The organism is Actinoplanes sp. NPDC051388, assembly GCF_055586225.1.
Map to the genome: position 1 here is coordinate 98,340 of NZ_JBVJIP010000012.1, position 26,266 is coordinate 124,605.

Sequence of the window (26,266 nt, forward strand, 5' to 3'; positions counted from 1 at the left end):
TGCGTTGTATATAGAGTGGCGATCATGTCTGAAGCAGCGACCCTCGATGCGGCGTTCGCCGCGCTGGGCGATCGGACCCGCCGCGCGATCCTGGCCCGGCTGGCCCGCGGTGACGCCTCGGTGAGCGAGCTGGCCGAGCCCTTCGACCTCACCCAGCAGGCGGTCTCGCGGCACGTCGGCATCCTGCGCCGCGCCGGGCTGATCGAGCAGCGGGTGGAGGGTCAGCGCCGGCCGTGCCGGCTGAACGTCGCCCGCATGCGCGACCTGTCCGGCTGGATCGGCGAGCAGCAGCGCGAGTGGGAGTCGCGCCTCGACGCGCTGGACGCCCACCTGGCGGCGGTGCGGGGGCGATGAGCGACGAGCTGATCGCGACCCGGCGCCTGGACGCCGGCCTCGCGCTGGTGTGGCAGGCCTTCACGACGCCCGAGCACCTGGCCGCGTTCTGGGGCGGGCACCACGCGACCGTGGTGACCGGCTCGGTCACCGTCGACCTCCGCGTCGGCGGGCGGTTCGAGATCGAGACCGTGGGCGGCCGCCGGCTCTCGTTCCGATACGAGGTCGTCGAGGAGCCGCGCCTGCTGGTGCTCGCCGAGCCCAGGACCGGGATCCGCACCGAGATCCGCCTCGAGCCGGACGCGGGCGGCACGACGGTCACCGTCCATCAACGCCGTCTGCCGCCCGAGTTGCGGACCGAGCAGGCCCGCACCGGGCTGAACGGCATCCTCGACCAGCTGCATGTGCTGACCACCGAACTAGCGAAGGAGCCGCGATGACGCACCGAGCCGACACCGTGCACCGATACCTGGAGGGATTCCGGCGCAGCGACCACGAGGTGATCCTCGGGTGCCTGACCGACGACGTCGTCTGGCGCATCCACGGCGTTCGCACCACGACGGGCAAGGCCGAGTTCGACGACGAGATCGAGAACCCGGCCTTCGAGGGTAGCCCCGAGCTCAGCGTCGAGCGGACCATCGAGGCCGCCGACGTGGTCGTGGTGACCGGCACCGGCGCCGGGCTGCACCGGGAGGCCGGCCCGTTCCGGTTCGCCTACAACGACCTGTTCACCTTTCGCGGCGAGCTGATCTCGGCCGTCGACTCCTATGTGGTGCCCCTCGGCTCGGCCCACTGACCGCGGCTCGTCAGGCGGATCGCGTCCAGTGAGAGCAGCTGGCCGTCGGTCGTCAGCAGGCGCTCGCGGGCGTCGGCCGGCAGGCTCACCCGGGAGCCGGTGGCCAGCGGCAGCAGGTGCAGGGTCACCTCGGCGCCCGGGTGGTGGCCGGCGTCGCGCAGGTTGACCGTCCACGGCGAGCCGTCCCAGAAGCGGTCGGTCGCCGGGCGCCCGTCGACGCGCAGCTCGGCCACGTCGCCGGCCCACTCGATCTCGAGCAGCGGGTCCGCGGTGTCATCCGGCGGCGGCAGTGCCAGGCGATAGACCGCGGCCAGCTCGTCGAAGACCTCTGGGCTCGGCGCGGACTGCCGGCCGTCGTGTTTGCCGTAGGCCACCGGCACCGTGCCCGGGGGCCGCACCTGGGTCACGATGTCGCCGGGGGAGGCGACGCCGCCGGGCGCCGAGACGGGCTCCAGCGCCAGCTCGGTGAAGCCGCGGACGGCCGGGTTGTAGGCCCGCACCGACGGCGAGGTCGCGCTGACCCGGCCGTCCGGGCCCCAGGACAGGTCGGCGGCGGACAGCAGCAACCGCCGGCCGCCGTCCTCGCACACCCACGCCAGCCGGGCCGTCTCCGGGTCGAGCACGAGCAGGTCGAGACCGTCCAGCGACACCGGCGTCAGGCCCGGCGTGAGATGCCGGACCTCCCCACCGGCCAGCGCGATCTCGACGTCGATGCCGGGCTCGGCGGTCAGCACCAGGGTCGGCGTCGCGCCCGGCAGCACGGTCAGCGCCGACGCCGTCGCCCACTCCAGCCGCACGCCACCGACCGTCAGCCGCAGCGGCCATCGGGCCAGCGTCCCCGGCGGGATGTCCACCGGCCGCGACGGCAAAATCAGATCAAGAACGTCGAACCGCGCCCCCGGGTACGCCCGCAGCGGCACATGCGGCTGATGCCACGCGATGAAGAGAAAGCCGCTGGAACCGTCCGATCGCAGCGCCCAGCGCAACGTCGAAGCGTCGTCCACGCCGCTCGGCATCACGTCCGGCAGGCTCGACGGCATCTCGGCCAGCTCGGCGCCGAACGCGCTCAGGAACGCGTGCTGGCGCCGCAACTCGGCGTGTGTCGGGCCGAGCGTGCCGGCCTCGCTGATCGCGGCGTGGAAGTCGTAGCCCAGCCTCGGCAGATCGTTCGGGTAGCCGGTGGCGTGCGACTCCTGCATGCCGTGCCGGCCGGGCGGGTTGGTGCCGCCGGCGTACATGTAGTAGCCCTGCCAGGCGGAGCCGTTGCCGATCTTGCAATGCGCGGTGGTGGCGATGTCGAGGGGCGCCGGGCGGGGGCGGCGGTGATAGGCGGTCGCCATGCCGCCGCCCAGTTCGCAGGTGGCCGGTGGGAACGCGCCGGCCGGTGCTCTCGGCGTACCCGGAAGAGGTTTTGACGTGCGCAGGTCCGCACCGATGCCGGGGTCGTCCCAGGTGTGCGAGAAGAAGAAGTGGTCGCGGAAGGTCGGGTCCCACGGCGCGTCCGCATCCACCCAGAAACCGTCGCCGTAGCCGCCGAAGAGCGGGAGCACCTCGTCGGCCGGTAGTTCGGCGCTGCCCCACGCGGTGGCCAGCCAGAGTGGCGCGGTCAGGCCCGCCTCGCGCGCCAGGCGCTTGAGCGTGACCAGGTGACCGGGCTGGTCGTAGAGCTCGTTCTCCAGCTGGATGCCGAGGAAACGGCGGCCGTCGAGCGCGGCGGCCAGCTGAGCGAACCAGTCCCGGACCAGGGCCAGATAGGCCGGATCGTCGGTGCGGTGCCGGATCGGCAGGCGCTGCACCCAGTCGGGGAAGCCGCCGTTGCGGGTCTCGCCGTGACACCACGGGCCGATCCGCAGGATCAGATCGAGGCCGGTGTCCGCGCACAGGTCGGCGAACGCGCCCACGTCGAGGTGGCCGTCGAAGCGCACCACGCCCTGCCGCTCGACGTGGTGCAGCCAGAACACGTACGTCTGCACCGTGGTCACCCCGCCGGCTCGCATCTGCCGCAGCCGCTCGGCCCATCGTGCCCGCGGCACCCGGCTGTAGTGCATCTCGCCGGACACCGGGATCACCGGGACCCCGTCGCGCGCCAGGTAGCGGTTGGTCAGCGAGAGGCCGGGCCGGGCGTCTTGCACGTTGCCCATCCGCGGGCGGGTGAGCGGCGTGGCCCAGGGCCGGTGCCGCGCGGTGAGCAGCGGGCGTTCGTTCGACAATGTGGCTCCCTTGTACCAAAACCTGTACACGATCACAGGCGGTCCGCCTCGATAAATCAACCCCTTGACAGCCGTGTGAACGAGGATCACTGTAACCGTTCACAGGTAACTTCCCGGAAATCTTTCGCCTCAGGGGCTGACATGAAGAAGGCATTCGCCGGCGCCCTCGCCGGACTGCTGCTGCTGGCCGCCGGGTGCGGCAGCGATGACGAAGGTGGCGCCGCGAAGCCCGGTGAGAAGGTCGAGCTGACCTACTGGAGCTGGGCGCCCAACATGGACAAGGTGGTGGAGGGCTGGAACGCCGGCCACCCGGACATCCACGTGACCGTGAACAAGCAGGACGGCGGCGACCCCGCGGTCACCAAGCTGCTCACCGCGATCAAGGCGGGCAGCGGTGCGCCGGACGTGATGCAGGCCGAATACCAGAAGATCCCCACGCTCGTGTCGGCGAACGCGATCGCCGACATCGCGGACCAGACCGGCGACCTCGAGTCGAAGTTCCCCGACTCCGCCTGGAACGCGGTCACGCTCGGCTCCGAGTCGGTCTACGGCGTGCCGCAGGACTCCGGCCCGATGCTCTTCTACTACCGCTCCGACGTCTTCGACAAGCTGAAACTGACCCCGCCGAAGACCTGGGACGAGTACGCGGACGCGGCTCGCAAGATCAACGCGGCGAACCAGAAGCAGTTCCTCGGCACCTTCTCGGCCAACGACCCGGGCTGGTTCTCCGGGCTCGCGCAGCAGGCCGGCGCCTCCTGGTGGGGCGTGCAGGGCGACTCCTGGACGGTGCAGATCAACGATCCGGCCACCCAGAAGGTCGCCGCCTACTGGGGTGGGCTGGTGCAGGAGGGCGTGATCGCGAACAGCCCGATGTACACCCCGGACTGGAACGCCGCGCTCAACGACGGCACCCAGGTCGGCTGGCTCAGCGCGGTGTGGGCGCCGGGCGTGCTGGACGGCGCCGCCCCCAAGACCAAGGGCAAGTGGAAGGCGGCCGCGATGCCGCAGTGGGACGCCGCCGCGCCGGCCTCCGGCAACTGGGGCGGATCGGCCACCAGCGTCACCACCCAGAGCAAGCACAAGGACCAGGCGGCGCACTTCATCACCTGGCTGAACAGCGACCCGGCGGCGATCAAGCTGCTGGCCGGCACCGCCAACGTCTACCCCGCCGCCAACGACTCGAAGGACGCCCTCACCGCGCCGCCCGGCTTCTTCGCGGACCAGGCCGACTTCTACACGCTGGCCGCGGAGGCCGCGAAGGTGACCAACCCATTCACCTACGGGCCCAACGTGAACGTCGCGTACAGCGCCTACAACGACGCCTTCGGCAAGGCCGCGGAGGCCAAGCAGAGCGCCGGCTTCAGCAGCGCGCTGGCCACCATGCAGACCGCCACGGTCGACGATCTGAAGGCCGCCGGTTTCAAGGTCGCGGGATGACCGCACTGGACTCGTCCGGTTCCGCAGTCCAGGAACCCGCAGTCGCCGAGCCCGCCGCCGTCAGGGCGGCGGCGGGCCGGTCCCGCGGCACGAAGCGCTCGGGTGCGCCCTACCTGTTCCTGACTCCCGCGCTGATCCTGTTCGTCGCGTTCCTCGGCGCGCCGATCGTCTACACCGCCTACCTGAGCCTGCGCCGGGTCAAGGTGTCCGGTCTCGGCCTGGGCGCCGGCTCGCGCACCGAGGTGTGGGCCGGGCTGAGCAACTACGCGCGCTCGCTGACCGACCCCGACTTCCTGCCCAGCGTCGGCCGGATCGGCGCCTACGGCCTGATCGTGGTGCCGATCATGCTCGGCGTCGCCCTGCTGCTGGCCCTCGTGCTGGACTCCGGCCGCTCCCGCATCGGGGGCTTCGCCAAAACCGCGATCTTCCTTCCGTACGCCGTCCCGGCCGTGATCGCCTCCCTGCTCTGGGGCTTCCTCTACCTGCCCCGGGTCAGCCCCTTCGCGGACGGGCTGGAAGCGGCCGGCCTGAGCCTGCCCAACCTGCTCGGGTCGTCGTGGATCCTCTACTCGGTCGCCAACATCGCGATCTGGGGCGGCATCGGCTTCAACATGATCGTCATCTACACGTCGCTGCGCGCGATCCCGTCCGACCTGTCCGAGGCGGCCCGCATCGACGGCGCCTCCGACGTGCAGATCGCCCTGCGCATCAAGATCCCGATCGTGGTGCCGTCGCTGGTCATGACGTTCCTCTTCTCGCTGATCGCGACACTGCAGGTGTTCGCCGAGCCGATGACGCTGCGGCCGCTGTCCAACACCATCTCGGCCACCTGGACCCCGCTGATGAAGGTGATCCGGGACGCGTTCACCCGCAACGACATCCACTCGGCGGCGGCCACCTCGGTGGTGATCGCGGTGACCACGTTCGCGCTGTCCTACTGCTTCCTCAAGCTGGTCGGGTCGCGCGCTTTCGGGCAGGAGGACTGATGACCGCGGCTCGTGCCCGCCGGGGCGGCGGGGTGGCCACCGGGCTGCTGCTGGTCGGTGCGGCGTACTGCCTGCTGCCGGTGGTGTGGGTGCTGATCGCGTCCAGCAAGAACGCGAGCGAGTTGTTCTCCACCTTCACGCTGCTGCCCAGCACGCACCTGTTCGACAACATCGGCGATCTCTCGGCGTACCGGGAGGGGTTGTTCTGGCGGTGGATGGCCAACACGGTGCTCTATGCGGGGGTGGGTGGCGCGCTCTCCACGCTGGTCTCCGCGATGGCCGGGTTCGCGCTGGCCAAATATGCCTTCCCCGGCAAGTCGGTGGTCTTCAACGTGGTGCTGGCCGGCGTGCTGGTCCCCGGCGTGATCCTGGCGGTGCCGCAGTATCTGTTGCTGGCCAAGGTCGGCATGACCAACTCCTACTGGTCGGTGCTGCTGCCCAGCCTGATCAGCCCCTACAGCATCTATCTCTGCCGGATCTTCGCCGCCGCGGCAGTGCCCGGCGAGGTGCTCGAGGCGGCCCGGATCGACGGCGCCGGCGACTGGCGGGCCTTCGCCGAGGTGGCGCTGCCGATGATGCGCTCCGGCATCGTGACCGTCTTCCTGTTCCAGTTCGTGGCGATCTGGAACAACTACATGCTGCCCTACATCATGCTGGGCGACGACAAGCTCTTCCCGGTCACCGTCGGGCTCAGCGGGCTGCTCAACCAGGGCGCCACCCAGCCGGCCATGTACACCGCCGTGGTGACCGGCGCGCTGCTCTCGATCGTGCCGCTGGTGGCGCTCTTCCTGGGCCTCCAGCGTTACTGGCGGGTCGACCTGATCGCGGGGGCGGTCAAAGCATGATCGCTGGTCAACCTATGATCGAGGGCGTGCTGACCTCGTCCGGAAAGGGGCGCAAGCGGCCCACGATCCGCGACGTAGCCCGCGAGGCCGGGGTCTCCCACGCCACCGTCTCGCGCGTCCTCAACGGGCGCGAGTGGGTGAGCCCGAAAACCGTGACCGCGGTGCAGGACGCGATCGCGCGGACGGGTTACACCGCCAATCAGCACGCCCGCTCGCTGGTCACCGGGCGCTCCGGCTCGCTCGCGTTCCTGCTCACCGAGCCCCAGCACCTGCTCTTCGAGGACCCGAACTTCGCGGTGCTGCTGCGCGGCGTGGCCCAGGCCGTCTCGGCCCGCCACCTGACCCTGATCCTGATGATCGCGGCGTCCCGCGACGAACGCCGCCAGGCGCTCTCCTATCTGAGCGGCGGGCACGTCGACGGCGTGCTGCTGGTCTCGCCGCACTCCGGCGACCCGCTGCTCAAGCAGCTGGTCAAGGCCAACCTGCCGATCGTCGCCTGCGGCCGGGTGCTGGGTTACGAGGAGGCGATCAGCTCGGTCGCCGCCGACGACCGCGGCGGCGGCCGGCTCGCCGTCGAGCACCTGCTGGCGGCCGGCTGCCGGCGGATCGCCACGATCACCGGACCGCTGGACACCTCCGGCGGCGTCGACCGGCTGAACGGCTACCGGGACGCGTTCGCCGCGCATGGCCGCGCGGTGGACGAGGACCTGATCGTGCACGGCGACTGGAGCCGGGCCAGCGGCGCGGAGGGCATGCGCACGCTGCTGTCGCGGGCGCCCGACCTGGACGCCGTGTTCGCCGCGTCGGACGGGATGGCCTCCGCGGCCCTGCCCGTGCTGCGCGACGCGGGGCGTGACGTCCCCTCTGATGTGCGGATCGTGGGCTTCGACGACTCGGGGCTTGCCGCCACCACGCATCCGCCGCTGTCCACCGTGCGGCATCCCCTCGACCGGATCAGTGACGAGATGGTCCGGTTGCTCACCGATGTGATCGACGGCCGCACCCCGCTGTCCATCACGGTCCCCACCAGCCTCGTCGTTCGAGAGTCATCCCCGCTCTCCTAGGAGGCCATCCGTGAAAAGGTGCCTGCTCCTGCTCTCCACCGTCCTGCTCGTGATCGCCGGGCACGCTCTGCCCGCATCCGCCGCGAACTCCCTCTCCATGCGCGGCGCCGACGTCTCCACCCTGCAGCGGGCGCTCGACCTGGGCGCGCCGTACTACGACGCCGCCGGGGTTCGGAAGGACCCGGTCGACATCCTCAAGTCGGCCGGGATGAACTATGCCCGGCTGCGGATCTGGAACAACCCGATCAGCGGCTACAACAACAAGGCGAAGGTGCTGCAGCAGGCACGGACGCTGAAGGCCAAGGGTCTCAAGCTGCTGATCGACTTCCACTACTCGGACACCTGGGCCGATCCGGGCAAGCAGTTCAAGCCCCGGGCCTGGAACTCGCACACCGTCACCCAGCTGCGGCGGGACGTCTACGACTACACGTACGACATCTGCAGCAGCCTGAAGGCGCAGGGCACCACCCCGGACAGCGTGCAGATCGGCAACGAGATCAACGTCGGCATGCTGTGGCCGGAGGGCCGGGTCACCGACAACAACTTCGCGCCGCTGGCGAGCCTGTTGAAGGAGGGCTACAACGCGACCAAGGCCTGCAACTCCGGCACCCAGGTGATGATCCACGTGGCCGACGCGGACAGCATGGCCAACGCCCGCTGGTTCTTCGACGGCATCCGATCGCAGGGCGTGCGGTGGGACCTCTCCGGGTTGTCCTACTACTGCATGTGGCACGGCACGCTGGCCAACCTCCACAACGTGATCACCGACGTCCGCACCCGTTACGGCAAGCCGGTGGTGATCGCCGAGACGGCCTACCAGTTCACCGCGGCCGACGCCGACGGCACGCCGAACAGCATCCCGGGCACCGTGCTCTGCGACAACATCCCGGCCACCTGGCAGGGACAGGCACAGCAGTTCACCTGGGTGCAGAACACCGCCCGCAACGCGGGCGCGATCGGTGTCTTCTATTGGGAGCCGACCTGGTACGCGGTGCCCGGCAACGGCTGGGACCCGGCCGACATCAACGGCAGCGGCGACGGCTGGGACAACATGGCCACCTTCGACTGGACCGGCCACGTGAACCCCTATCTGCGCTGGACCGCCTGACGTCAGCGCCCGGCCCGCAGCGGGCTTCGTTCCAGGCCGGTGACCCACATCGCGATCCGGCGCTGCACCAGCGGTGAACGCCCGACCGTCCCGGCCACCAACCGGCGGGCGGTCCGGGCCACCGGGTTGCGCAGCATCGCCATCCGGGTCATCCGGTCGGTGAACCGGACCACCTCCAGGGCCGCCGCCCGCCGGGCCGTCTCGTAGCCGTCCAGGGTGGACTCGGTGGCCCGGCCGTCGAGCACCGCGGCCAGCCGGCCGGCCAGGTCGAAGCCGTCCGCGATGCCGGTGTTCATGCCCTGGCCGGCCGCCGGGCTGTGCACGTGCGCGGCGTCGCCGGCCAGGAACACGTCGCCGGCCCGGAAGTGGTCGGCCACCCGGTGGTGGATCCGGAAGCGCGACGACCACACCGGTTCCGCGGTGGTCTCGGCCGGCACGCCGCGCCGGCCGAGCAGCGCGTCGACGAACGCCCGGTCCGGCGCCGGCGGCACCTCGACCGCCGGGTCCACGGTCGCCACCACCCGGTGGTTGCCGCTCGGCAGCCGGGCCAGCACGGTGACGCCGTCGGCGGAGAGGTTGATGGTGGCCTCCTCGGTCGCGGTCCGCAGCGCGATGTCGGCCAGCACGAACGACGACGGATAGGTGGCGCCGGCGAAGGCGATCCCGGCGCGTTCCCGGACCACGCTGTGCGAGCCGTCGGCGCCGATCACATAGCGCGCGTCGATCCCGGTGGTGGTCAGGTCGCCGTCCACCCGATGCCCGCGCCGCACCTCGCCGCCCAGGTCCGCGAGCCGCTTCAGCAGCAGCGCCTCGGTCGTGCTCTGCGGCACGCCCAGAGCGAACGGATAGCGGGTCGCGAGGCCGCCGAACTCGACCCGGACCAGCGGCTTCCCGCGGTCCACCAGGACGATGCGATCCATCCGCCGGCCGGCCGCCACCAACTCGTCGCCGACCCCCAGCTCGGCCAGCACCTCGATGGTGGAGGCGTGCACCAGGGCGGCATTCGACGTCTCGGTCGGCCCGTCCTGGGCGTCCAGCACGATGTGCGGGATGCCGAGCTGGGCCAGCCGCACGGCGGCGGTGAGGCCGGTCGGCCCGGCGCCGACGATCAGCACCGCGGTGCGCTCGGGAGTCATGCGATCCCCCTCAGCACGTCGTGCAGCTCGCCCACGCCCGGACCGGCCGCCTCGAGCGTCGACCTGCGGCTCATCCCTGCCTTCATCTGCCTCACCCCTCGCCTGTCGCTTCGTTGCGTCAGACGATCGGGGTTCGCCGGGTGCCCGCACACCACCCCGGGGCGAGGTGCACCCGGGGTGGTGCGCGGGCACCCCGGTGGGCGGTTCCCTCGCACCATGGCCACTTGCGAGCTCACCGTTCGCGGGCCGGTCGCCCGCTCCCTGACGGACGCGATCCGGGCGCGCTTCGACCACGTGTCCGCGGCGGCCGGGAACCGCACCGTGCTGGTCGTCGACGACGTGGATCAGGCCTCGGTCCGCGCGCTGATCACCCTGCTGTGGGACGCCGGCCACGAGGTGCTCACGCTGACCGTCACGTCCTGACGGACCCTAGAGCTGTCCGTGGTTCGGGGGCAGGACGTCGCCGATCTCGTACGCGCCGAGGTGGTGGTACTTCCAGTCGACCGGGTCGTGGACGCTGTGCGTGCGCGCGTTGCGCCAGTGCCGGTGCAGGTCCCAGCGCTCGTCGGCGGCGCTCGTCCCGCACAGCGCGAACAGCTCGCTGCCCGCGTCGACCGCCACCTCGCTGCCGAACGCCTTCGCCGCGGCCACCGCCAGCGATCCGCGCGCCGCCGCCTGCTCGTCGGCCGGCACCAGGCCGATCTCGTCCAGGGCGCCGGCGGCGTCCGCGAGCAACGCCTCGGCGGCCCGCACCCGGGCGGCGAGCCGGCCGTAGCGGTGCAGGATGTGCGGGTCGCCGGCCACGCCGGTGGCGCCGGCCCGGACCGCCTCGGTCGACGGGCGCGCCCGCTCCCGCAGATAGCTCCGGGTGTCGCGGAGGGCGCCGCCGGCGATGCCGACCTCGATCGCCGCGTGCGCGAGCTGGGCCCGGGCGCCCAGCTGCTGCGGCACCGCATAGGCGCCGGCCCAGTCGAGCACCAGGTCGGGCTCGACGGGCACGTTGTCGAACTCGGCCGAGCCGCTGATCGTGGCCCGCTGACCCATCACGTCCCAGTCGGTGTGCAGGGTGAGGCCGTCGCTCGCCCGGCGTACGAACGCCAGCCGCAACCGCCCGTCGATGTCCGGCGCGCTCACCGCGATCCACTCCGCGGTCAACGCCCCGGTGGTGTAGTACTTGCGCCCGGCCAGCCCGGACTCGGTGAGCCGGGTCTTGAAGTCCTGCGCGTGCTTGCCGCCCCGCTCGGCGAACGCGGTGGCGATCCGGCGGCCCGCCAGCACCTCGCCGAAGAGGCGCTTGCGCGCGGTGTCCGAGCCGTGCACCGCGAGCACGTCCACCAGCAGGAAGTGCCCCTGCGGGATCTGCGCCAGGGCCGGGTCCACGGCGGCCAGCACCCGCATCACCTCGGCCAGCGTGGCCGCGCCGAGCCCGCTGCCGCCGTATTCGGTCGGCACGGTGATGCCGAGCAGCCCGGAGGCGTCGAGCGTGGCGATCGCCTCCGCCGGGACGGTCGCCGCGCCGGCCCGATCGCGGTCGATCACCCCGGGCTCCCAGGCGGCGGCGACCCGGTGCGAGATGGCGACGGCTTCGGCATGTGTCGACGGTGACGGCATCGGCCGATCATCTCCCCGGCGCGCACAAAGCGAAAGACGATCACCCGGTCGCGCGGCTCCGCCAGATCAGAGGATCTTCCATTCGAGGGTGCCGTCGGCGCCGATGACGGGTTCGTAGCGGTTCTGGAACGGGCGTCCGGTCTCCAGCGAGTCCGCCGTCCTCTCCAGCAGGTCGGCCACGGTCGGCGGCCAGCCCTCGAAGGTCACGCCGTCCTCGTGGTAGAACTCGCCGACCCGGCCGTTGCCCCAGCGCGGCCGCTGATCGACGAAGAGCGAGCCGCCGTCGCCGGAGGTCGCGAACGGCACGTAGTCCGGATCCCACCAGACGCTCGGGTCGGGCTGGTCGATGCCGGCCAGCGCGCGGCAGGTGGACAGCCAGTGGGCGGGGATGTCCTCGACCGGAATCGGGTTGAAGAAGAACGGGAACTCGAAGCCCATGCCGTCGACGCCGTCGTGCCGCCGCAGCGACGCGACCAGGTCCGGCGGGAACGCCACCGACATCCGCATCTGCAGTTCACCGATCGCTTCGACACCGGCCGGCGCCCGCAGCGACTTCCGGTCCTTCGGCGAGTTCGCCGCGAGCCAGTCCTCGATGCGTTTCCAGGCGGCGTTGACCCGATTGGTGGTGGCGGCGTCCGGCGCGGTCGGCTCGGTGTTGCCCCGGAACTCCGGGCACACCTGGCTTACCTCCGGCGTGGGGCGCGGCGGCGTGGTCACGACCGGCGGCGGTGTGTACGGGTCCCTCGCGATGAGCTGCTGCTCGACGGCCGGCGTGCGGTCGCAGAAGGCCAGGCCGCAGGCCACCAGCGACATCGACACGAAGGCGCCGGCCAGCAGCAGCACGACCCGCCGGCCGCGGGTGGTCTTGCCTGCTGCCGCCGGCGCCGGCGCCGGCGCGGCGGCCACCGCGGGCTCATCGGCGGACGCGTGCAGGACGGGGTCCAGCCAGGTGCGCGCCGCGGCGGGGAAGTCGTCCGGCACCTCGTCGGGCGGGATGCGCCCGGCCGGGGTCACCGGCAGGCCGTCCACTTCGGACTCACCGACGACGACCACGGCGGTGGAGAGCTTGCGGGCGTCGAGCGCCGCCAGGGCCAGCGTGGTGTGGTCGGCCGCCTCCGGGCCGTCGCCGGTGGCCAGCACCATCGGGGCCTTGAGAGTGGTCGCCAGGTCGGCCAGGGTCCAGCCCGCGCTGCCCGGGATCAGCAGACCGGCCGCGCCGACGACCAGGGTCAGCTCGTGCGCGGACGCCGCGACCCGCGCGGCACCGGCCGCCTCCGCCAGGGTCGGGCCGTCGCCGATCTCCAGATAGGACTGCAGGTGGTCCATCAGCAGCGCCTGCGCCGGCGGCGACTGGCCGACGACCAGCACCGCGACCCGGCCGGACGCGGCGGCGGCCAGCACCGCCGCCGGGCGTTGCCAGTCGACTCCGGTCGGCGTCGTCGCCATCACCCACACATGTCCCGGCACGGCTGACATCGTAGACATCCGGGTCGGCTCAGGGCTGTCCCGGATGGCGCCGGGGTCGATGCCCGCGAAGGCTGGGCGGGTGATTCGACGTACCCTCGTGATGGTTTTGATCGGCATTCTGGGCAGTCTCGGGACGGCGCTGCCGGCGCGGGCCGCGGTCGCCTGGGGCACCTGCCCGGACGACATCCCCAATCTGCCGCTGCGCTCCGATGTGCAATGCGCGACGCTGACCCTGCCGGTCGACTGGCAACGCCCGGGCGGGGAGACGTTCGGGCTGGTGATCGCGCGGCACCGCGCGGCCGGCGAGCGAGTCGGCACGCTCATCTTCGGGCCGGGCGGGCCGGGCGACTCCGGTGTGGAGCGGATCCGGCGGATGGACCGGTTCAGCGACGAGTTGATGGACCGGTTCGACATCGTCAGCTTCGACCCGCGCGGGGTGGCCCGCAGCGCCGCGCCGATCTGCACACCCGACCCCGCACTGCCCAAGCCGCCGCTGCTGCTGACCAGCCAGGCCGAGTTCGACGCGACGGTCCGTTACAACCGGGCGCTCTGGGCGTCGTGCGTGAGCCCGGTCTTCGAGCACGCCGATACGCTGAGCGCGGCCCGCGACCTCGACGCCGTCCGCCGTGCCCTCGGCGAGTCACAGCTGACGTTCCAGGGCAGTTCCTACGGCACGCTGCTCGGGCAGCAGTACGCCGAGCTCTATCCCGGGCGGGTCCGCGCGATCATGCTGGACGGCGTCTTCGACCACGGCCTCGACGCGCGCCGGCTCGTCCGGCTGCAGGCGTCCACGTTGCAGGACTCCTTCGACGAGTTCGTGACCTGGTGTGCGTCCACGGCGGAGTGCGTGCTGCACGGCGCCGACGTCCGGGCGATCTGGGCCGGGGTGCTGGACCGCGCCGACCACGACGAATATCTGCCGAGCACCACCTTCGACATCACCCTGCTCCCGCTGATCCGGCTGAGCTCGCCGGACTGGAAGGGCTTCGCGCAGGTCATCGACGACCTGACGCGAGGCGTGGCGCCGCCGCCGAGGGTCCCGCCGATCGCCTCCGCGGTGTTCTGCGCGGACGGTCCGGCCCAGGTGCGCGACTACCGCCACTACACCCAGCTGGTGCGCGAGGCCCGGTCGGTCGCGCCGGACGTGCGCCACGGTGCCGGCCTGCTCGCCGTCCAGACGTGTCTGGGCTGGCCGCAGCCGGTCCGCAACCCGCCGCACCGCCTGCACGTCACCGGCCCGGCGACGTTGCTGCTGCTCAACGCGCGTCATGATCCACGCACCGGCTACGCGGGCGCGGCGCACGTGGCGGCTCAACTCGGACGGCACGGCCGGCTGGTGACCTACGACGGCTGGGGCCACGGCGCATATCTGCGCACACAGTGCACGATCGCGCTGACCGACCGATATTTGATAGATCTCGAAATTCCCACCCCAGGAGCCCATTGCCCGGTAGTGACAAGCTCCGGCCAACGGGTGTAACGTCCGCCGAAGGACCGGCGTCTTCCCCCGTGGACGCCGGTCCTACTTTTGTCTGCGGCTTGTGTCTGTCGATCTTGTTCCGTTGGCCGGACCGGCTGCATATCGCCGAATGAGCCCACGGTTCCCTTTATGTGGCGAATCGATTACGGTCGAGCCAGGAGATCGACTAGCCTGGATGGTTCTGATGGCCGACCAGTTTCAGATCGTGACCGACCCGATCGGCGACTCCGTGGCGGTCTCCGCCATCTTCGCCGCACTGCCGCTGCTCACCCTGTTCGTGTTGCTCGGCTGGCTGCGCATGCGGGCCTGGCTCGCCGGAGTCATCTCACTGGTCGTAGCGCTGATCGTGGCCATCGCGGTCTACTCGATGCCGGTCGGCACGGCGCTGCTCTCGGCGAGCGAGGGCGCCGCGTTCGGCTTCTTCCCGATCCTGTGGATCGTCATCAACGCGATCTGGGTCTACAACCTGACCGTCGTGAGCGGACACTTCGACGTGCTGCGCCGCTCGATGGAACGGGTCAGCCCGGACATGCGCATCCAGGCGGTCATCGTCGCCTTCTGCTTCGGCGCGCTGCTCGAGGCGCTGGCCGGTTTCGGCACGCCGGTCGCGGTCACCGTGGTGATGCTGATGGCGCTGGGCTTCCAGCCGTTGAAGGCGGCGGCGGTCGCTCTCATCGCCAACACCGCGCCGGTGGCCTTCGGCGCACTGGCAACCCCGATCATCACCTTGGGTACGGTCGCCGGCGGCGCCGCCGACGACCCACGACTGAACGCCGACACCCTCGGTGCGATGGTCGGACGGCAGACGCCGCTGCTCGCCGTGGTGGTCCCGCTGGTGCTGGTGCTGGTGATCGACGGCAAGCGCGGCGTGAAACAGACCTGGCCGGCCGCCCTGGTCGCCGGCCTCGTGTTCGCGGTCGGGCAGTTCGTCGCCTCGAACTACATCTCGGTGCCGCTCACCGACATCGTGGCGTCGCTCGCCGCGGCCGCCGCGGTCATCCTGCTGCTGCGCGTCTGGCGCCCGTCCGAGTCACCCGATCTGCGTGATGCGCCCGAGCCTCGATCGGCGCCGGAAGGCGAAGGCGGTGGCGGGGTCGGGGTCGGGGTCGGGACGACGGTCAAGCGCGACACCGCCACCGAGGTCATGCGCGCCTACGCCCCGTACGCCATCATCATCGTGATCTTCTCCATCGCGAACATCAGCGGCATCAAGGCGGCGCTCGCGAAGGCACCGTGGACCGTGACCTTCCACTGGCCGGGGCTGGACGTGCTCGGCGCGAACGGCAAGCCGCTGTCCTCGACCACGTTCGCGCTGGGCTGGCTGCCGGCCGCGGGCACCCTGATGATCCTGGCCGGCCTGATCACCGCCATCGTGCTCAAGGTGGGTCCGGGCCGGGCGTTGCGGGCCTATCTGAAGACCTACGTCGACCTGCGGCACGCGATCGTCACGGTGATGGCGGTGCTGGCGCTGGCCTACGTGCTGAACCAGTCCGGCCAGACCAACACCCTGGGCGCCTTCCTGGCCGGCACCGGCAGCCTGTTCGTCTTCCTCTCGTCCATCCTCGGCTGGATCGGTGTCGCCGTGACCGGTTCGGACACCTCGGCCAACGCGCTCTTCGGCGCCCTGCAGGTGCAGACCGCCGCGAAGGCCGGGCTCGATCCGGTGCTGCTCGCCGCGGCCAACTCCTCCGGCGGCGTGCTCGGCAAGATGATCAGCCCGCAAAACCTCGCGATCGCCGCGTCGGCGGTCGGCATGGCCGGCAAGGAGGGCGACATCTTCCGCCGGGTGGTCGGCTGGAGTCTGCTGTTGTTGCTGGTCATGTGCATCCTGGTCACGCTGCAGGGCACTCCGGTGCTCAGCTGGATGGTCCCGACCTAGGCCTCGGCCGATCGGCCGATACCTTCGAACCGGCGAAATCAGACCGAAGGCAGATGTCGCGGAGATCCATCTGCGCCATCCTCTCTGCCATGACCTATTCGTCCGCCGCCCGGCTCGACGACCGCGCCGCGCGCCGCCGTCCCTGGCTGCCCGTCGCGCTGATCGGCGGCGTGCTGCTCGGGGTGCTCGACCTCGTCTGGATCAAGCTGATCCCCGGCCCGCCGGCGAGCTTGGGCAACTCCAGCGCGGTCTGGGCGGTCGCGGCGTTCCTGCTCGGCCGGTGGCTGCGCGCCGACTGGCGTCGTGCGGCGGCGGCCGGGTCGATCGCGCTGGTGGTGGCGACCGAGGCCTATTACGTCGCCGCGATGGTCTGGATGCGCGACGACGTCGACAATCTGTGGTCCACGCCGACCATCGTCTGGATCTTCTTCGGGGTGTTCGCCGGCGCCGTGTTCGGCGCGTCCGGCGCGCTGAGCCGGCACGTCGACCGCGGGCTGCGGACGGTCGCGGTGGCCATGCCCGGCGCGATCTTCCTGGCCGAGGCGGGCACGCTGGTCCGGCGCTGGTTCACGATCAGCGGCGACCCGGGCTTCCGCGCCGAGACACTCCAGCTGGTGGTGATCGAGGCCGCCCTCGGCGGGCTGCTGGTCCTGCTGCTCGCCCGCGACAGCCGGCCGCGGTCCCTGGCCGCCGCGGTGGGCCTGGGCATCCTCGGCTTCGGCGCGATGACCGCGGTCGGCTTCGGCGGCTAGCAGCCAGCCCGCGCGCACTAGGGTGATCGCATGGCTGATGCTGCGGTGACCACTGTCGACTCGGGTGCACAAAAGGTGAGTCGCCGGGTGCTGGTGCACGCGCCGGCCGCCGAGATCTTCGCCCTGGTGGCGGACCCGCACCGGCATGCCGAGCTGGACGGGTCGGGCACCGTCCGGGACCTCCCGGTCAAGGGCCCGCACGCGCTCACGCAAGGCGACCGGTTCACCGTCCGCATGAAGCAGTACGGCCTGCCCTATGCGATCACCTCGGTGGTCACCGGCCTGGAGCCCGACCGCCTGGTCGAGTGGCAGCACCCGCTCGGCCACCGCTGGCGCTGGGAGTTCGCCGAGACCGAGCCGGGCGTAACCCAGGTCACCGAGACGTTCGACTACTCCACCGCGAAGAGCCCGAGGTCGGTCGAGATGCTCGGCTTCCCGGCCAAGAACGCCACCGGCATCACCGCCACGCTGACGGCCCTGGCCGCCCGCTTCGCCTGACCCCTCCACCGCCGTCGCGCTTTCGCCCGCCGGCGGTCTCGCTTTCACTCAGCCGGCGGTTCCGCTTTCGCTCAGCCGGCGGTCTCGCTCAGGCGGGCCAGCAGCGCGTTCAGCTGAGCGCGCTCCTCCCGGGTGAAGCCGGCGAGCAGCTCGGCCTGGGCGTCGTCGATCGCCTCCTGCAGCCGATCGAGCCGCTCCCGGCCGCCCGCCGTCAGCAGCAAAGTCATCCGCCGCCGATCCACCGCATCCCGCTCCCGCTCGATCAGCCCGCGCCGCTCCGACTCGGTGACCAGCGCGGTCACGTCGCTGCGGTCGAGCCCGATCCGCCGCCCGAGATCCGCCTGGCTCACCCCGCCGAACTCGTCGAGCGTCGCCAGCATCGCGAACTCGCTCCGCCCGCTCTCCAGCTCGGCGAGCCGGGCGCCGACCATCCGGCGCGCGCGAGCCGCCCCCTGCGCGAGCTGCCAACTGGTCAGACGTGCCAATCGCCGAGCGGGGGTGCCATCCATCCCGCCATCATATATGTTGGCTCTACCAACGTTGGCAAAACCAACAATCTGAAGGGTGCGCGATGAGCACGCAAGAAGTGACCCAGCTCCTCTACCGGCTCTATGCCCTGATGGACGAGCGCGACTTCGACGGCCTGGCCGCGGTCTTCACGCCCGACGCCGAGGGCCGCACCCCGGGCGGCCACGCCCGCGGCCGCGACACCCTGATCGCCCAGGCCCGCCGCAATCACGAGCAGATCCCGCGCCTGCAGCACCGCGTCAGCAACGTGCTGGTCGACCCGGTCGGCGCCGACGAGGCAGACGTGCGAGCGGTGATCGAGGCGGTCTTCGCCGATGACGAGCTGACCCCGGCCTATCGGATCGGCGAGGTCTACCGCGCACACGCGGTGCGGGTGGCGGGGGAGTGGCGGCTGTCAAGCTTTGCGATGGAGCCGATCTGGCACGACGGCACCCGCCCGATCAACGGCCGGCTGGTCGCCTAGGCCGTCGAAGCACCCGCCGCCACCAGCGCGATCGCTCGGCACCCGGCCGCGACGACGTGTCCAGCAGCCGGTCGTGCTGCTCCAGCGCCCGGTCGAAGAACCCGCCGTCGCCATCGTCCTCGAAGTCATGCCGCACGACGGGCAGGTTAGATCCGCGGCCCTGAATCCGCAACGCCCGGATCCGTGGAAGGTGCGCGACCGACGGCGGCCGGCCGATGATCGCGCGTGCGGGACAACGCTAAATTCGCCGCATGGTTCGAGTCCTGTCCGGTCTCTTTTGGACGATCATCGTGGTGACCTGCCCGGTGTTCTTCGCCGGCGCGCTGCTGATCTGGGCGGTCACCACGCCGTTCGACCGGCGCAAGGTGCTGTTGCACCTCTACTCGTCGGCCTGGGCGGTGTTCTATGTGCGGCTCAACCCGCTGTGGCGGCTGCGCACCACCGGCCGGGAACTGCTGCCCTGGCGGGGCGCCGCGGTGATCGTCGCGAACCACGCCTCGCTGATCGACATCCTGGTGCTGTTCGACCTGTTCCGGCCGTTCAAGTGGGTGTCCAAGAAAGAGATCTTCAAGGTCCCGCTGGTCGGCTGGAACATGACGCTCAACGGCTATGTGCCGCTGGTCCGGGGCAGCGGCGAGTCGGTGCGGCGGATGCTGGCGCGCTGCGGTGAGCTGCTCGACGCCGGCATCCCGGTGCTGATCTTCCCGGAGGGCCGGCGCACCGACGACGGCCGGCTGCAGGAGTTCAAGGACGGCGCGTTCGACCTGGCCGTGCGGCATCGGGTGCCGGTCATCCCGATCGCCGTCTCCGGCACCGGGCGGGCGCTGCCCAAGCACGGCCTGATGCTGCGCGAGCACGTGGACGCCCGGGTGCGGGTGCTGCCAGGGTTGTCGCCGGACGACTACGCGGACGCGGCCGGGTTGCGCGACGCGGCCCGGGACCGGATCGCCGCGGCCCTGGTCACGTCGTGAGGGTCGCGCACTTCAGCGACAGCCAGCCCGGTCGCATCGACGGCGTCTCCACCTCGGCGACGCTCGCCGTCGACCTGCTGCGGCAGGCCGGACACGACGTTCGCTACCTGCACCCGGGCCCGGTGCCGACGGTGCCGATCCCATTCCGGCACCTGCGGCTGGCGGCGCCCTGGCTGCGCCTCGACCCGGGCGACGTGGACGTGGTGCACGCGCACACCACCGGCCCGATCGGCATGGCCGGTTTCCGGTTCGCCCGGGAGCGCGGAGTGCCGCTGGTGATCACCTGGCACACCGACCTGGTCGCCTACGGAGATCATTTCTTCGAGGTGCCGATCGGGGCGGCCTATTGCGCGGCGCGGCTCGGGCTCGGCTGGACGGCGCGGGAGGCGCTGGAGCTGACCGAGCGGCACGGCCGGCGCCGCGAGCGGCTGCTCGCCCTGGGCCGCGGCATGATGCGCTACGCGACGCTGGTGCTGGCGCCGTCGGAGAAGACAGCGGCCGCGCTGACCGAGTTCGGCGCGCTGCCACCCGTGCACGTCGTGCCGACCCCGGCAATCCTGCCGGCCGGGAAGGGCCCGCCGCGCCCTGCCGACGGAAAAGTCGACGGAAAGGCCGACGGAAAGGCCGACGGAAAGGCCGACGGTCCGGTGGTGCTGTCCGTCGGGCGGGTCACCAGCGAGAAGAACCCGGAGTTGCTGATCCGCGCCTTCGCCCTGGTCCGCCGGGCTGTCCCGGCGGCACGTCTGGTGCTGATCGGCGTCCGGCAGGGCGCCCGGCCGGTCCGCGCGCTGATCGCCGCGCTCGGCCTGACCGGCGCCGTCACGCTGCTCCCTCCGATGCCCCGCGAGCGGGTGCTCGACCATTACCGCGCCGCGGACGTGCTGGCCTTCGCCTCCACCACGGATACCCAGAGCCTGGTGATGGCCGAGGCGGACGCGTGCGGTCTGCCGGTGGTGCTGGCGGACCCCGCGCTGGGCGCCTCGGCGCCGCATCGGCTGTCCTGCGAGCCGTCGCCGGAGGCGTTCAGCGCCGGGCTGATCCGCATGCTGACCGACAACGATCGCCGTGACCGCAGCCGCCGGGCCGCGCTGGCCGCCGCCGAGGCATGTACGCCGGACGATTTCCTGCGGCGGCTGATCGACTCCTACGAGGTGGGCCGCAAGCGGGTCAGCCGCTGACGATCCGGCCCTCCCGGTCGACCACCTTGGTGCTCCAATATTCGTCCCACTCGTCGCCGACGTGCTTCGGCTCCTTGTCGGCGGGGTAGCGGACATAGCCCTCGGGCGGGTCCTCGTTCTCCGGGACGCAGGCGGAGCCGGTGGTGTTGCCGACCGCCTTCACCGGATATTCCCCGGAGCGGCAGATCGCGTCCGCCGTGCACCCGGCGAGCAGCGTCATCATCAACATTCCGGTCAGCGCGAGCGAAGTCGCAGGTCTCATGCCTGTGAGCCTTCCGTCCGGAACCGAGCCCCGCATCCGCATCCGTACTCAACTCAAAATGTGAGCGATAACATTCACCGCTCGCCCAGGCCTCGCTGCAGTGGAACGCCTTGCATAACAGATTGGTGGGCTAGCGGTGATCGAGCCTTGACGGGCTGGCATGAGAGCGTTAACACTACTGAAACTCGTGTGGGCCAGGTCACCATCGGGATCTGTCGAGATGTCCAGATCAGTCGTGTTCGGCCGGGACCGGCCGAGTTTTGGTCGAGGAGGAAGCAATGGTGCTGAAGAGGGTTTCGGCGGCCGTGGTGGGCGCGATGCTGCTCGCCACAGTGGTCGCCGGTTGCGGCAACGGCAATGAAGTGGCGGGCGGCTCCGGCACCGCCGCCGACGACGGCAAGATCACCCTTGGCTTCTCGCAGGTGGGGGCCGAGAGCGGCTGGCGAACCGCCAACACCAAATCCATCCAGGAGTCGGCTGCCGCCGCCGGGATCGATCTGAAGTTCGCCGACGCTCAGCAGAAGCAGGCGAACCAGATCCAGGCGATCCGCAGCTACATCGCGCAGAAGGTCGACGTCATCGCCTTCTCGCCGGTGGTGGAGACGGGCTGGGACGCCGTGCTGCAGGAGGCCAAGACCGCGAGCATCCCGGTGATCCTGACCGACCGCGCGGTGGACTCGCAGGACAAGACGCTCTACAAGACGTTCATCGGCTCGGACTTCGTGCTCGAGGGCCAGAAGGCCGGCGAGTGGCTGGTCAAGGAATACGAGGGCAAGACCGGCGACGTGAACATCGTGCAGCTCGAGGGCACGACCGGCTCGGCGCCGGCCAACGACCGCAAGTCCGGCTTCGAAGAGAAGATCAAGGCCAACCCCAACTTCAAGATCATTGCTTCGCAGACGGGTGAGTTCACCCGGGCCAAGGGCAAAGAGGTCATGGAGGCGTTCCTCAAGGCCAACCCCAAGATCGATGTGCTGTACGCGCACAACGACGACATGGGGCTCGGCGCGATCGAGGCCATCGAGGCGGCCGGCAAGAAGCCCGGCACCGACATCAAGATCATCACCGTGGACGCGGTCAAGGACGGCATGACGGCTCTCGCCGACGGGAAGATCAACTTCATCGTGGAGTGCAGCCCGCTGCTCGGCCCACAGCTGATGGATCTGGTCAAGAAGGTGAAGGCCGGCGAGACCGTCCCGGAGCGGATCCTCACCGAGGAGACCACGTTCACCCAGGAGCAGGCCAAGACCGAGCTGCCCAACCGCAAGTACTGACAGGACCCCGGGCCGGGGCCGCATGGCTCCGGCCCGGCCGCAATTCGCACCAACCGCACGCCGCGCGTAACCCCCGGTCACTCCGTGAATCAGGTCTACAGCGCACGAAACCGCACGCCGCGCGCCACCCCGATCACTTCGTGAATCAGGTCTACAGCGCACCAAACCGCACGCCGCGCCGCCGCCGATCACGGAAGTGGATCAGGTCGGCAGCGCGCGGCCCACCGGCCGAAGGGGACGACATCGATGGTGGACAGCGCGCCGATTCTCGCCATGCAGGGCGTCGGCAAACGGTTCCCGGGCGTGGTCGCCCTCGAGGGGGTGGACTTCCGGCTCTTCCCCGGCGAGGTGCACGCCCTGATGGGTGAGAACGGCGCCGGCAAGTCCACGCTGATCAAGGTGCTCACCGGCGTCTACGAGATCGACGACGGCACGATCGCGCTCAACGGCGTACCGGTCGAATTCTCCGGCCCGAAGGCGGCGCAGAGCGCCGGCGTCAGCACCGTCTACCAGGAGATCAACCTCTGCCCCAACCTGTCGGTGGCGGAGAACATCTACATCGGCCGCGAGCCGCGCCGGCTCGGGATGATCTCGTTCCGCGCGATGCGGTCCAAGGCCGCTGAGCTGCTCGGCTCGCTGGGCATCGACATCGACTCCGGATCGGTGCTCGCCGCGCACTCGATCGCGGTGCAGCAGATGGTCGCGATCGCCCGCGCGGTGGACATCTCGGCGAAGATCCTGATCCTCGACGAGCCCACCTCCAGCCTCGACGCGGGCGAGGTGGAACAGCTGTTCCGGGTCATCCGCGGGCTGCGCGACCAGGGCCTCGCGATCGTCTTCGTGACGCACTTCCTGGACCAGGTCTACGAGATCTCGGACCGCATCACGGTGCTGCGCAACGGCCGGCTGGTGGGCGAGTTCAAGACCGCCGAGCTGCCGCAGCGCGACCTGGTGGAGAAGATGATCGGCAAGGAGCTGCAGGCCCTGGAGAGCATCGAGGAGCAGGCCAAACCCGACCTGCGCGACCTCGAGTCGTCGGAGCCGCTGATCGCCGCGGACCGGGTCGGGCGCACCGGGGCGATCGCGCCGTTCAGCCTCACCATCCACGCCGGCGAGGTGGTCGGGCTGGCCGGGTTGCTCGGTTCCGGCCGGTCCGAGCTGGCGCGGCTGCTGTTCGGGGCGGACAAGATGGACACCGGCGAGCTGAAGATCGACGGGGTGCCGGCCACCCTGCGCGGGCCACGGTCGGCGATGGCGCGCGACATCGCGTACCTGTCGGAGAACCGCCGGACCGAGGGCCTGATCGAGGAACTCACCGTGCGGGAGAATGTCATTCTCGCCTTGCAGGCGAGCCGTGGCTGGGCGCGCCCGGTGCCGCGGCGGCAGCAGGACGAGCTGGTCGAGCGTTACATCAAGGCGCTGCACATCCGGCCCGACGACCCGAACATCCCGGTGCGCAACCTGTCCGGCGGCAACCAGCAGAAGGTGCTGCTCGCCCGCTGGCTGATCACCGAGCCGCGGCTGCTGATCCTGGACGAGCCGACCCGGGGCATCGACGTCGGCGCCAAGGCGGACATCCAGCGCCTGGTGGTGAAGCTGGCCGGCGACGGCCTCGCGGTGCTCTTCATCTCCGCCGAGCTGGAGGAGGTGCTGCGGCTGAGCCACAAGATCGCGGTGCTGCGCGACCGCGTGGTGGTCACCCAGGTGGAGAACACCGACGAGGTGGACGCCGACCTGATCATGAACGCGATCGCGAGCGGGGTGACCAAGTGAGGTCCGTGGTCAAGCACCGGCTGTTCTGGCCCGCGCTCGCGCTGGTCGTGCTGCTGGTCAGCAACCTGTTCTTCACGCCGTCGTTCTTCTCCATCGAGGTGCGTCAGGGCCACCTCTACGGCAGCCTGATCGACATCCTGCGGCTGAGCGCGCCGCTGATCCTGGTCTCGGTCGGCATGACGCTGGTGATCGCGACCGGCGGCATCGACCTGTCGGTCGGCTCGGTGATGTCGGTGGCCGGCGCGCTGGCCTGCCTGCACATCGCCGGGCTGCCCGACCAGGGCGCGATCGGCGGCGTGCTGGTGGCGTGCCTGATGGCGGTTGCGCTGGCCGTGCTGCTCGGCGTCTGGAACGGCTTCCTGGTCGCCGTCGTGGGGCTGCAACCGATCATCGCGACCCTGATCCTGATGGTCGCCGGGCGCGGCCTGGCCCAGCTGATCACCGAGGGCCAGATCATCACGGTGAACTCGCCCGCCTACCGCTTCATCGGCGCCGGATACTGGCTGACCTTCCCGTTCGCGGTGATCATCGCGGCCGTGGTGGTGGCGCTGACCGTGCTGCTCACCCGCCGCACCGCGCTCGGCATGCTGGTCGAGTCGGTCGGCGGCAACGCGCGGGCCAGCCGTCTGGCCGGCATCCAGTCGCGCACGCTGATCTGGTCGGTCTATGCGTTCACCGGCCTGTGCGCGGGCATCGCGGGCCTGATGGCCACGGCGAACGTGTCCAGCGCGGACGGCAACGCGGTCGGCAGCCTGATCGAGCTCAACGCGATCCTCGCGGTGGTGATCGGCGGCACGTCACTGGCCGGCGGCCGCTTCTCGATCGCCGGCACGGTCCTCGGCGCGCTGCTCATCCAGGCACTGGACACCACGATCTACACCACCGGAGTGCCGGCCCAGACCACCCAGCTGTTCAAGGCGCTGGTCGTGATCATCCTGTGCCTCATGCAGTCCCCGGTGTTCCGTCGCAAGATTTCCCGGGCACGCCGCCGGCGCGCCCTGACCACCTCTCCGGCGGAGGCCTCCGCATGATCGACACTGCCGCGCCCGCCGCCGAGGTCATCAACACCAAGCGCCGCGCCTGGACGATCCGCAAATACGTGCCGGTGCTCGGCACGCTGGTGCTGCTCGGCATCATGTACACCATCGGGATCGCCAACTACGAGGGCTTCTACAACACCCAGATCCTGCTGAACATCTTCATCGACAACTCGTTCCTGCTGGTCGTCGCGATCGGCATGACGTTCGTGATCCTGACCGGCGGCATCGACCTGTCGGTGGGCTCGGTGGTCGCGCTGACCACGATGGTCTGCGCGACGATGCTGAACGACGGCTGGCCCGCACCGGCGGCGATGATCGCCGTCCTGATCATGGGCGCCGGCCTCGGTTTCGTGATGGGCTGCGTGATCCACTTCTTCGAGATCCAGCCGTTCATCGTCACGCTGGCGGGCATGTTCCTGGCGCGCGGCCTCTGCTACGTGATCAGCACGTCGTCCATCTCGATCAACGACCCGTTCTGGAAGACCACGGCCCAGCAGCGCATCCCGATCGGCACGTACACGATCACCCCGAGCGTGCTGATCGCCGCCGTGGTGGTCCTGATCGCCGCGGTGGTGCTGGCGTGGACCCGGATGGGCCGCACGATCTATGCCATCGGCGGCAACGCGAACTCGGCGATGCTGATGGGCCTGGGCGTGGGACGCACCCGCATCGGCGTCTACACGATCAGCGGCCTGTGCTCGGCGATCGGCGGCCTGCTGCTGAGCTTCTACATGTCCTCGGGCGACCCGCTGCACGCGATCGGCATGGAGCTGGACGCGATCGCGGCGGTGGTGATCGGCGGGACGCTGCTGACCGGCGGCTCGGGCTACGTGGTCGGCACCGTCCTGGGCATCACGGTCCTCGGCCTGATCCAGACCATCATCACGTTCCAGGGCACGCTGAGCTCCTGGTGGACCCGCATCGTCATCGGGGCCCTGTTGTTCGTCTTCGTCCTGTTGCAGCGCACGGTCGTCCGCCGAACCCCTTAACAGGATCTGATTTCCCAGGTCCGTCGGGGTTGCGGACCGCAGCTCCCGCGGGGCCGGGCGTGCACCTCATGGCCGCTGACGCGTCCAAAGCAAGGCGCGCACCCTTCAAGCGGACTGCAACCCACCCAACCCCAAACTGGTAGCCCAGCCGTAAATCCGGGCCACGGATGCACGCCTGAGCTACCA

General features: G+C 70.6%; 26 protein-coding genes. 20 read left to right on the forward strand and 6 right to left on the reverse strand.

Annotated features, from left to right (window positions below; all coding sequences use genetic code 11):
- The first annotated feature begins 24 nt into the window (after nucleotides 1-24).
- Genes ACZ6TI_RS28235 through ACZ6TI_RS28245 form a run of 3 tightly spaced genes read left to right on the forward strand, consistent with a single transcriptional unit; the run spans nucleotide 25 to nucleotide 1,129 of the window.
- Nucleotides 25-354 carry an ArsR/SmtB family transcription factor gene (locus ACZ6TI_RS28235; RefSeq protein WP_465348181.1) on the forward strand — a complete coding sequence of 110 codons (330 nt, stop codon included), beginning with the start codon at nucleotides 25-27 and terminating at the stop codon, nucleotides 352-354.
- The gene (locus tag ACZ6TI_RS28240; protein WP_465348182.1) at nucleotides 351-773 is read left to right on the forward strand and encodes an SRPBCC family protein; all 423 of its coding nucleotides are present in this window, start codon (nucleotides 351-353) and stop codon (nucleotides 771-773) included. The genes ACZ6TI_RS28235 and ACZ6TI_RS28240 overlap by 4 nt, the downstream gene beginning before the upstream one ends.
- Nucleotides 770-1,129, forward strand: coding sequence for a nuclear transport factor 2 family protein (locus tag ACZ6TI_RS28245; RefSeq protein ID WP_465348183.1), 360 nt, complete (start codon nucleotides 770-772; stop codon nucleotides 1,127-1,129). The genes ACZ6TI_RS28240 and ACZ6TI_RS28245 overlap by 4 nt, the downstream gene beginning before the upstream one ends.
- Here the strand turns inward: ACZ6TI_RS28245 and ACZ6TI_RS28250 are convergent.
- On the reverse strand, nucleotides 1,099-3,339 hold the full coding sequence (locus ACZ6TI_RS28250; RefSeq protein WP_465348184.1) for a beta-galactosidase: 2,241 nt from the start codon (nucleotides 3,337-3,339) through the stop codon (nucleotides 1,099-1,101). The two genes, ACZ6TI_RS28245 and ACZ6TI_RS28250, sit on opposite strands and share 31 nt — an antisense overlap.
- Before the next feature lie 141 nt (nucleotides 3,340-3,480).
- On the opposite strand from ACZ6TI_RS28250, the gene ACZ6TI_RS28255 reads away from it, so the two are divergent.
- From ACZ6TI_RS28255 to ACZ6TI_RS28275, 5 genes are read left to right on the forward strand one after another with little or no spacing between them, the layout of a single operon-like run.
- The gene (locus ACZ6TI_RS28255; protein WP_465348185.1) at nucleotides 3,481-4,776 is read left to right on the forward strand and encodes an ABC transporter substrate-binding protein; all 1,296 of its coding nucleotides are present in this window, start codon (nucleotides 3,481-3,483) and stop codon (nucleotides 4,774-4,776) included.
- Nucleotides 4,773-5,762: a carbohydrate ABC transporter permease gene (locus ACZ6TI_RS28260; protein WP_465348186.1), complete on the forward strand. Its 990-nt coding sequence runs from the start codon at nucleotides 4,773-4,775 to the stop codon at nucleotides 5,760-5,762. Before ACZ6TI_RS28255 ends, ACZ6TI_RS28260 begins: the two co-directional genes overlap by 4 nt.
- Complete coding sequence (locus ACZ6TI_RS28265; RefSeq protein ID WP_465348187.1) at nucleotides 5,762-6,607, forward strand: carbohydrate ABC transporter permease; 846 nt, start codon at nucleotides 5,762-5,764, stop codon at nucleotides 6,605-6,607. Before ACZ6TI_RS28260 ends, ACZ6TI_RS28265 begins: the two co-directional genes overlap by 1 nt.
- Nucleotides 6,608-6,633: 26 nt before the next feature.
- The gene (locus ACZ6TI_RS28270) at nucleotides 6,634-7,671 is read left to right on the forward strand and encodes a LacI family DNA-binding transcriptional regulator (protein WP_465348188.1); all 1,038 of its coding nucleotides are present in this window, start codon (nucleotides 6,634-6,636) and stop codon (nucleotides 7,669-7,671) included.
- 10 nt (nucleotides 7,672-7,681) lie between these two features.
- Nucleotides 7,682-8,779, forward strand: a complete 1,098-nt coding sequence (locus ACZ6TI_RS28275) for a glycoside hydrolase family 53 protein (RefSeq protein WP_465348189.1) — start codon at nucleotides 7,682-7,684, stop codon at nucleotides 8,777-8,779.
- Between the two features lie 2 nt (nucleotides 8,780-8,781).
- Here ACZ6TI_RS28275 and ACZ6TI_RS28280 read toward each other — a convergent pair whose 3' ends face one another.
- The gene (locus tag ACZ6TI_RS28280; RefSeq protein WP_465348190.1) at nucleotides 8,782-9,915 is read right to left on the reverse strand and encodes an FAD-dependent oxidoreductase; all 1,134 of its coding nucleotides are present in this window, start codon (nucleotides 9,913-9,915) and stop codon (nucleotides 8,782-8,784) included.
- Between the two features lie 216 nt (nucleotides 9,916-10,131).
- On the opposite strand from ACZ6TI_RS28280, the gene ACZ6TI_RS28285 reads away from it, so the two are divergent.
- The gene (locus tag ACZ6TI_RS28285; RefSeq protein ID WP_465348191.1) at nucleotides 10,132-10,338 is read left to right on the forward strand and encodes a hypothetical protein; all 207 of its coding nucleotides are present in this window, start codon (nucleotides 10,132-10,134) and stop codon (nucleotides 10,336-10,338) included.
- Nucleotides 10,339-10,344: 6 nt separating this feature from the next.
- Here the strand turns inward: ACZ6TI_RS28285 and ACZ6TI_RS28290 are convergent, their stop codons facing one another.
- Together ACZ6TI_RS28290 and ACZ6TI_RS28295 are read right to left on the reverse strand one after the other, a co-directional pair.
- A complete protein-coding gene (locus tag ACZ6TI_RS28290) occupies nucleotides 10,345-11,526 on the reverse strand; it encodes an acyl-CoA dehydrogenase family protein (protein WP_465348192.1) in 1,182 nt (393 codons plus the stop codon).
- Nucleotides 11,527-11,592: 66 nt separating this feature from the next.
- Nucleotides 11,593-12,993, reverse strand: coding sequence for an SMI1/KNR4 family protein (locus tag ACZ6TI_RS28295; protein WP_465348193.1), 1,401 nt, complete (start codon nucleotides 12,991-12,993; stop codon nucleotides 11,593-11,595).
- Nucleotides 12,994-13,072: 79 nt separating this feature from the next.
- On the opposite strand from ACZ6TI_RS28295, the gene ACZ6TI_RS28300 reads away from it, so the two are divergent.
- The 4 genes from ACZ6TI_RS28300 (at nucleotide 13,073) to ACZ6TI_RS28315 (ending at nucleotide 17,602) form a co-directional block, all read left to right on the forward strand.
- Nucleotides 13,073-14,473 carry an alpha/beta hydrolase gene (locus ACZ6TI_RS28300; RefSeq protein ID WP_465348194.1) on the forward strand — a complete coding sequence of 467 codons (1,401 nt, stop codon included), beginning with the start codon at nucleotides 13,073-13,075 and terminating at the stop codon, nucleotides 14,471-14,473.
- A gap of 175 nt (nucleotides 14,474-14,648) precedes the next feature.
- Nucleotides 14,649-16,352 (forward strand): L-lactate permease, encoded by a 1,704-nt coding sequence (locus ACZ6TI_RS28305; protein WP_465348195.1) that lies wholly within the window; start codon nucleotides 14,649-14,651, stop codon nucleotides 16,350-16,352.
- A gap of 89 nt (nucleotides 16,353-16,441) precedes the next feature.
- Nucleotides 16,442-17,104, forward strand: coding sequence for a DUF6518 family protein (locus ACZ6TI_RS28310; RefSeq protein ID WP_465348196.1), 663 nt, complete (start codon nucleotides 16,442-16,444; stop codon nucleotides 17,102-17,104).
- Nucleotides 17,105-17,134: 30 nt separating this feature from the next.
- Nucleotides 17,135-17,602, forward strand: a complete 468-nt coding sequence (locus ACZ6TI_RS28315; RefSeq protein WP_465348197.1) for an SRPBCC family protein — start codon at nucleotides 17,135-17,137, stop codon at nucleotides 17,600-17,602.
- 71 nt (nucleotides 17,603-17,673) lie between these two features.
- Here ACZ6TI_RS28315 and ACZ6TI_RS28320 read toward each other — a convergent pair whose 3' ends face one another.
- The gene (locus ACZ6TI_RS28320) at nucleotides 17,674-18,111 is read right to left on the reverse strand and encodes a MarR family winged helix-turn-helix transcriptional regulator (protein WP_465348198.1); all 438 of its coding nucleotides are present in this window, start codon (nucleotides 18,109-18,111) and stop codon (nucleotides 17,674-17,676) included.
- A gap of 62 nt (nucleotides 18,112-18,173) precedes the next feature.
- Here ACZ6TI_RS28320 and ACZ6TI_RS28325 point away from each other — a divergent pair, with 62 nt between their 5' ends.
- The 3 genes from ACZ6TI_RS28325 to ACZ6TI_RS28335 all read left to right on the forward strand — a co-directional run bounded on the left by ACZ6TI_RS28325 (nucleotide 18,174) and on the right by ACZ6TI_RS28335 (nucleotide 20,742).
- Nucleotides 18,174-18,593 carry a nuclear transport factor 2 family protein gene (locus tag ACZ6TI_RS28325; RefSeq protein WP_465348199.1) on the forward strand — a complete coding sequence of 140 codons (420 nt, stop codon included), beginning with the start codon at nucleotides 18,174-18,176 and terminating at the stop codon, nucleotides 18,591-18,593.
- Between the two features lie 251 nt (nucleotides 18,594-18,844).
- Nucleotides 18,845-19,564 carry a lysophospholipid acyltransferase family protein gene (locus tag ACZ6TI_RS28330; RefSeq protein WP_465348200.1) on the forward strand — a complete coding sequence of 240 codons (720 nt, stop codon included), beginning with the start codon at nucleotides 18,845-18,847 and terminating at the stop codon, nucleotides 19,562-19,564.
- The gene (locus ACZ6TI_RS28335) at nucleotides 19,561-20,742 is read left to right on the forward strand and encodes a glycosyltransferase (RefSeq protein WP_465348201.1); all 1,182 of its coding nucleotides are present in this window, start codon (nucleotides 19,561-19,563) and stop codon (nucleotides 20,740-20,742) included. The genes ACZ6TI_RS28330 and ACZ6TI_RS28335 overlap by 4 nt, the downstream gene beginning before the upstream one ends.
- Here ACZ6TI_RS28335 and ACZ6TI_RS28340 read toward each other — a convergent pair.
- Complete coding sequence (locus ACZ6TI_RS28340; protein WP_465348202.1) at nucleotides 20,732-21,004, reverse strand: SCO0607 family lipoprotein; 273 nt, start codon at nucleotides 21,002-21,004, stop codon at nucleotides 20,732-20,734. The genes ACZ6TI_RS28335 and ACZ6TI_RS28340 overlap by 11 nt on opposite strands.
- Before the next feature lie 278 nt (nucleotides 21,005-21,282).
- Here ACZ6TI_RS28340 and ACZ6TI_RS28345 point away from each other — a divergent pair, with 278 nt between their 5' ends.
- From ACZ6TI_RS28345 to yjfF, 4 genes are all read left to right on the forward strand, one after another.
- On the forward strand, nucleotides 21,283-22,278 hold the full coding sequence (locus ACZ6TI_RS28345) for an ABC transporter substrate-binding protein (RefSeq protein WP_465348203.1): 996 nt from the start codon (nucleotides 21,283-21,285) through the stop codon (nucleotides 22,276-22,278).
- A 246-nt stretch (nucleotides 22,279-22,524) separates the two neighbouring features.
- A complete protein-coding gene (locus ACZ6TI_RS28350; protein WP_465348204.1) occupies nucleotides 22,525-24,051 on the forward strand; it encodes a sugar ABC transporter ATP-binding protein in 1,527 nt (508 codons plus the stop codon).
- Nucleotides 24,048-25,082 (forward strand): ABC transporter permease, encoded by a 1,035-nt coding sequence (locus tag ACZ6TI_RS28355; protein ID WP_465348205.1) that lies wholly within the window; start codon nucleotides 24,048-24,050, stop codon nucleotides 25,080-25,082. The genes ACZ6TI_RS28350 and ACZ6TI_RS28355 overlap by 4 nt, the downstream gene beginning before the upstream one ends.
- Entirely contained in the window at nucleotides 25,079-26,080 is a 1,002-nt protein-coding gene (yjfF, locus tag ACZ6TI_RS28360) for a galactofuranose ABC transporter, permease protein YjfF (RefSeq protein ID WP_465348206.1), read from the forward strand. Before ACZ6TI_RS28355 ends, yjfF begins: the two co-directional genes overlap by 4 nt.
- The last annotated feature ends 186 nt before the right edge of the window (nucleotides 26,081-26,266 follow it).

Coding starts and splice junctions, on each gene's coding strand:
- ACZ6TI_RS28265 (WP_465348187.1), top strand. CDS start 5,762: ATGACCGCGGCTCGTGCCCGCCGGGGCGGCGGGGTGGCCACCGGGCTG.
- ACZ6TI_RS28255 (WP_465348185.1), top strand. CDS start 3,481: ATGAAGAAGGCATTCGCCGGCGCCCTCGCCGGACTGCTGCTGCTGGCC.
- ACZ6TI_RS28350 (WP_465348204.1), top strand. CDS start 22,525: ATGGTGGACAGCGCGCCGATTCTCGCCATGCAGGGCGTCGGCAAACGG.
- ACZ6TI_RS28280 (WP_465348190.1), bottom strand. CDS start 9,915: ATGACTCCCGAGCGCACCGCGGTGCTGATCGTCGGCGCCGGGCCGACC.
- ACZ6TI_RS28345 (WP_465348203.1), top strand. CDS start 21,283: ATGGTGCTGAAGAGGGTTTCGGCGGCCGTGGTGGGCGCGATGCTGCTC.
- yjfF (WP_465348206.1), top strand. CDS start 25,079: ATGATCGACACTGCCGCGCCCGCCGCCGAGGTCATCAACACCAAGCGC.
- ACZ6TI_RS28330 (WP_465348200.1), top strand. CDS start 18,845: ATGGTTCGAGTCCTGTCCGGTCTCTTTTGGACGATCATCGTGGTGACC.
- ACZ6TI_RS28285 (WP_465348191.1), top strand. CDS start 10,132: ATGGCCACTTGCGAGCTCACCGTTCGCGGGCCGGTCGCCCGCTCCCTG.
- ACZ6TI_RS28240 (WP_465348182.1), top strand. CDS start 351: ATGAGCGACGAGCTGATCGCGACCCGGCGCCTGGACGCCGGCCTCGCG.
- ACZ6TI_RS28310 (WP_465348196.1), top strand. CDS start 16,442: ATGACCTATTCGTCCGCCGCCCGGCTCGACGACCGCGCCGCGCGCCGC.
- ACZ6TI_RS28320 (WP_465348198.1), bottom strand. CDS start 18,111: ATGGATGGCACCCCCGCTCGGCGATTGGCACGTCTGACCAGTTGGCAG.
- ACZ6TI_RS28340 (WP_465348202.1), bottom strand. CDS start 21,004: ATGAGACCTGCGACTTCGCTCGCGCTGACCGGAATGTTGATGATGACG.
- ACZ6TI_RS28260 (WP_465348186.1), top strand. CDS start 4,773: ATGACCGCACTGGACTCGTCCGGTTCCGCAGTCCAGGAACCCGCAGTC.
- ACZ6TI_RS28315 (WP_465348197.1), top strand. CDS start 17,135: ATGGCTGATGCTGCGGTGACCACTGTCGACTCGGGTGCACAAAAGGTG.
- ACZ6TI_RS28235 (WP_465348181.1), top strand. CDS start 25: ATGTCTGAAGCAGCGACCCTCGATGCGGCGTTCGCCGCGCTGGGCGAT.
- ACZ6TI_RS28245 (WP_465348183.1), top strand. CDS start 770: ATGACGCACCGAGCCGACACCGTGCACCGATACCTGGAGGGATTCCGG.
- ACZ6TI_RS28290 (WP_465348192.1), bottom strand. CDS start 11,526: ATGCCGTCACCGTCGACACATGCCGAAGCCGTCGCCATCTCGCACCGG.
- ACZ6TI_RS28325 (WP_465348199.1), top strand. CDS start 18,174: ATGAGCACGCAAGAAGTGACCCAGCTCCTCTACCGGCTCTATGCCCTG.
- ACZ6TI_RS28305 (WP_465348195.1), top strand. CDS start 14,649: ATGGTTCTGATGGCCGACCAGTTTCAGATCGTGACCGACCCGATCGGC.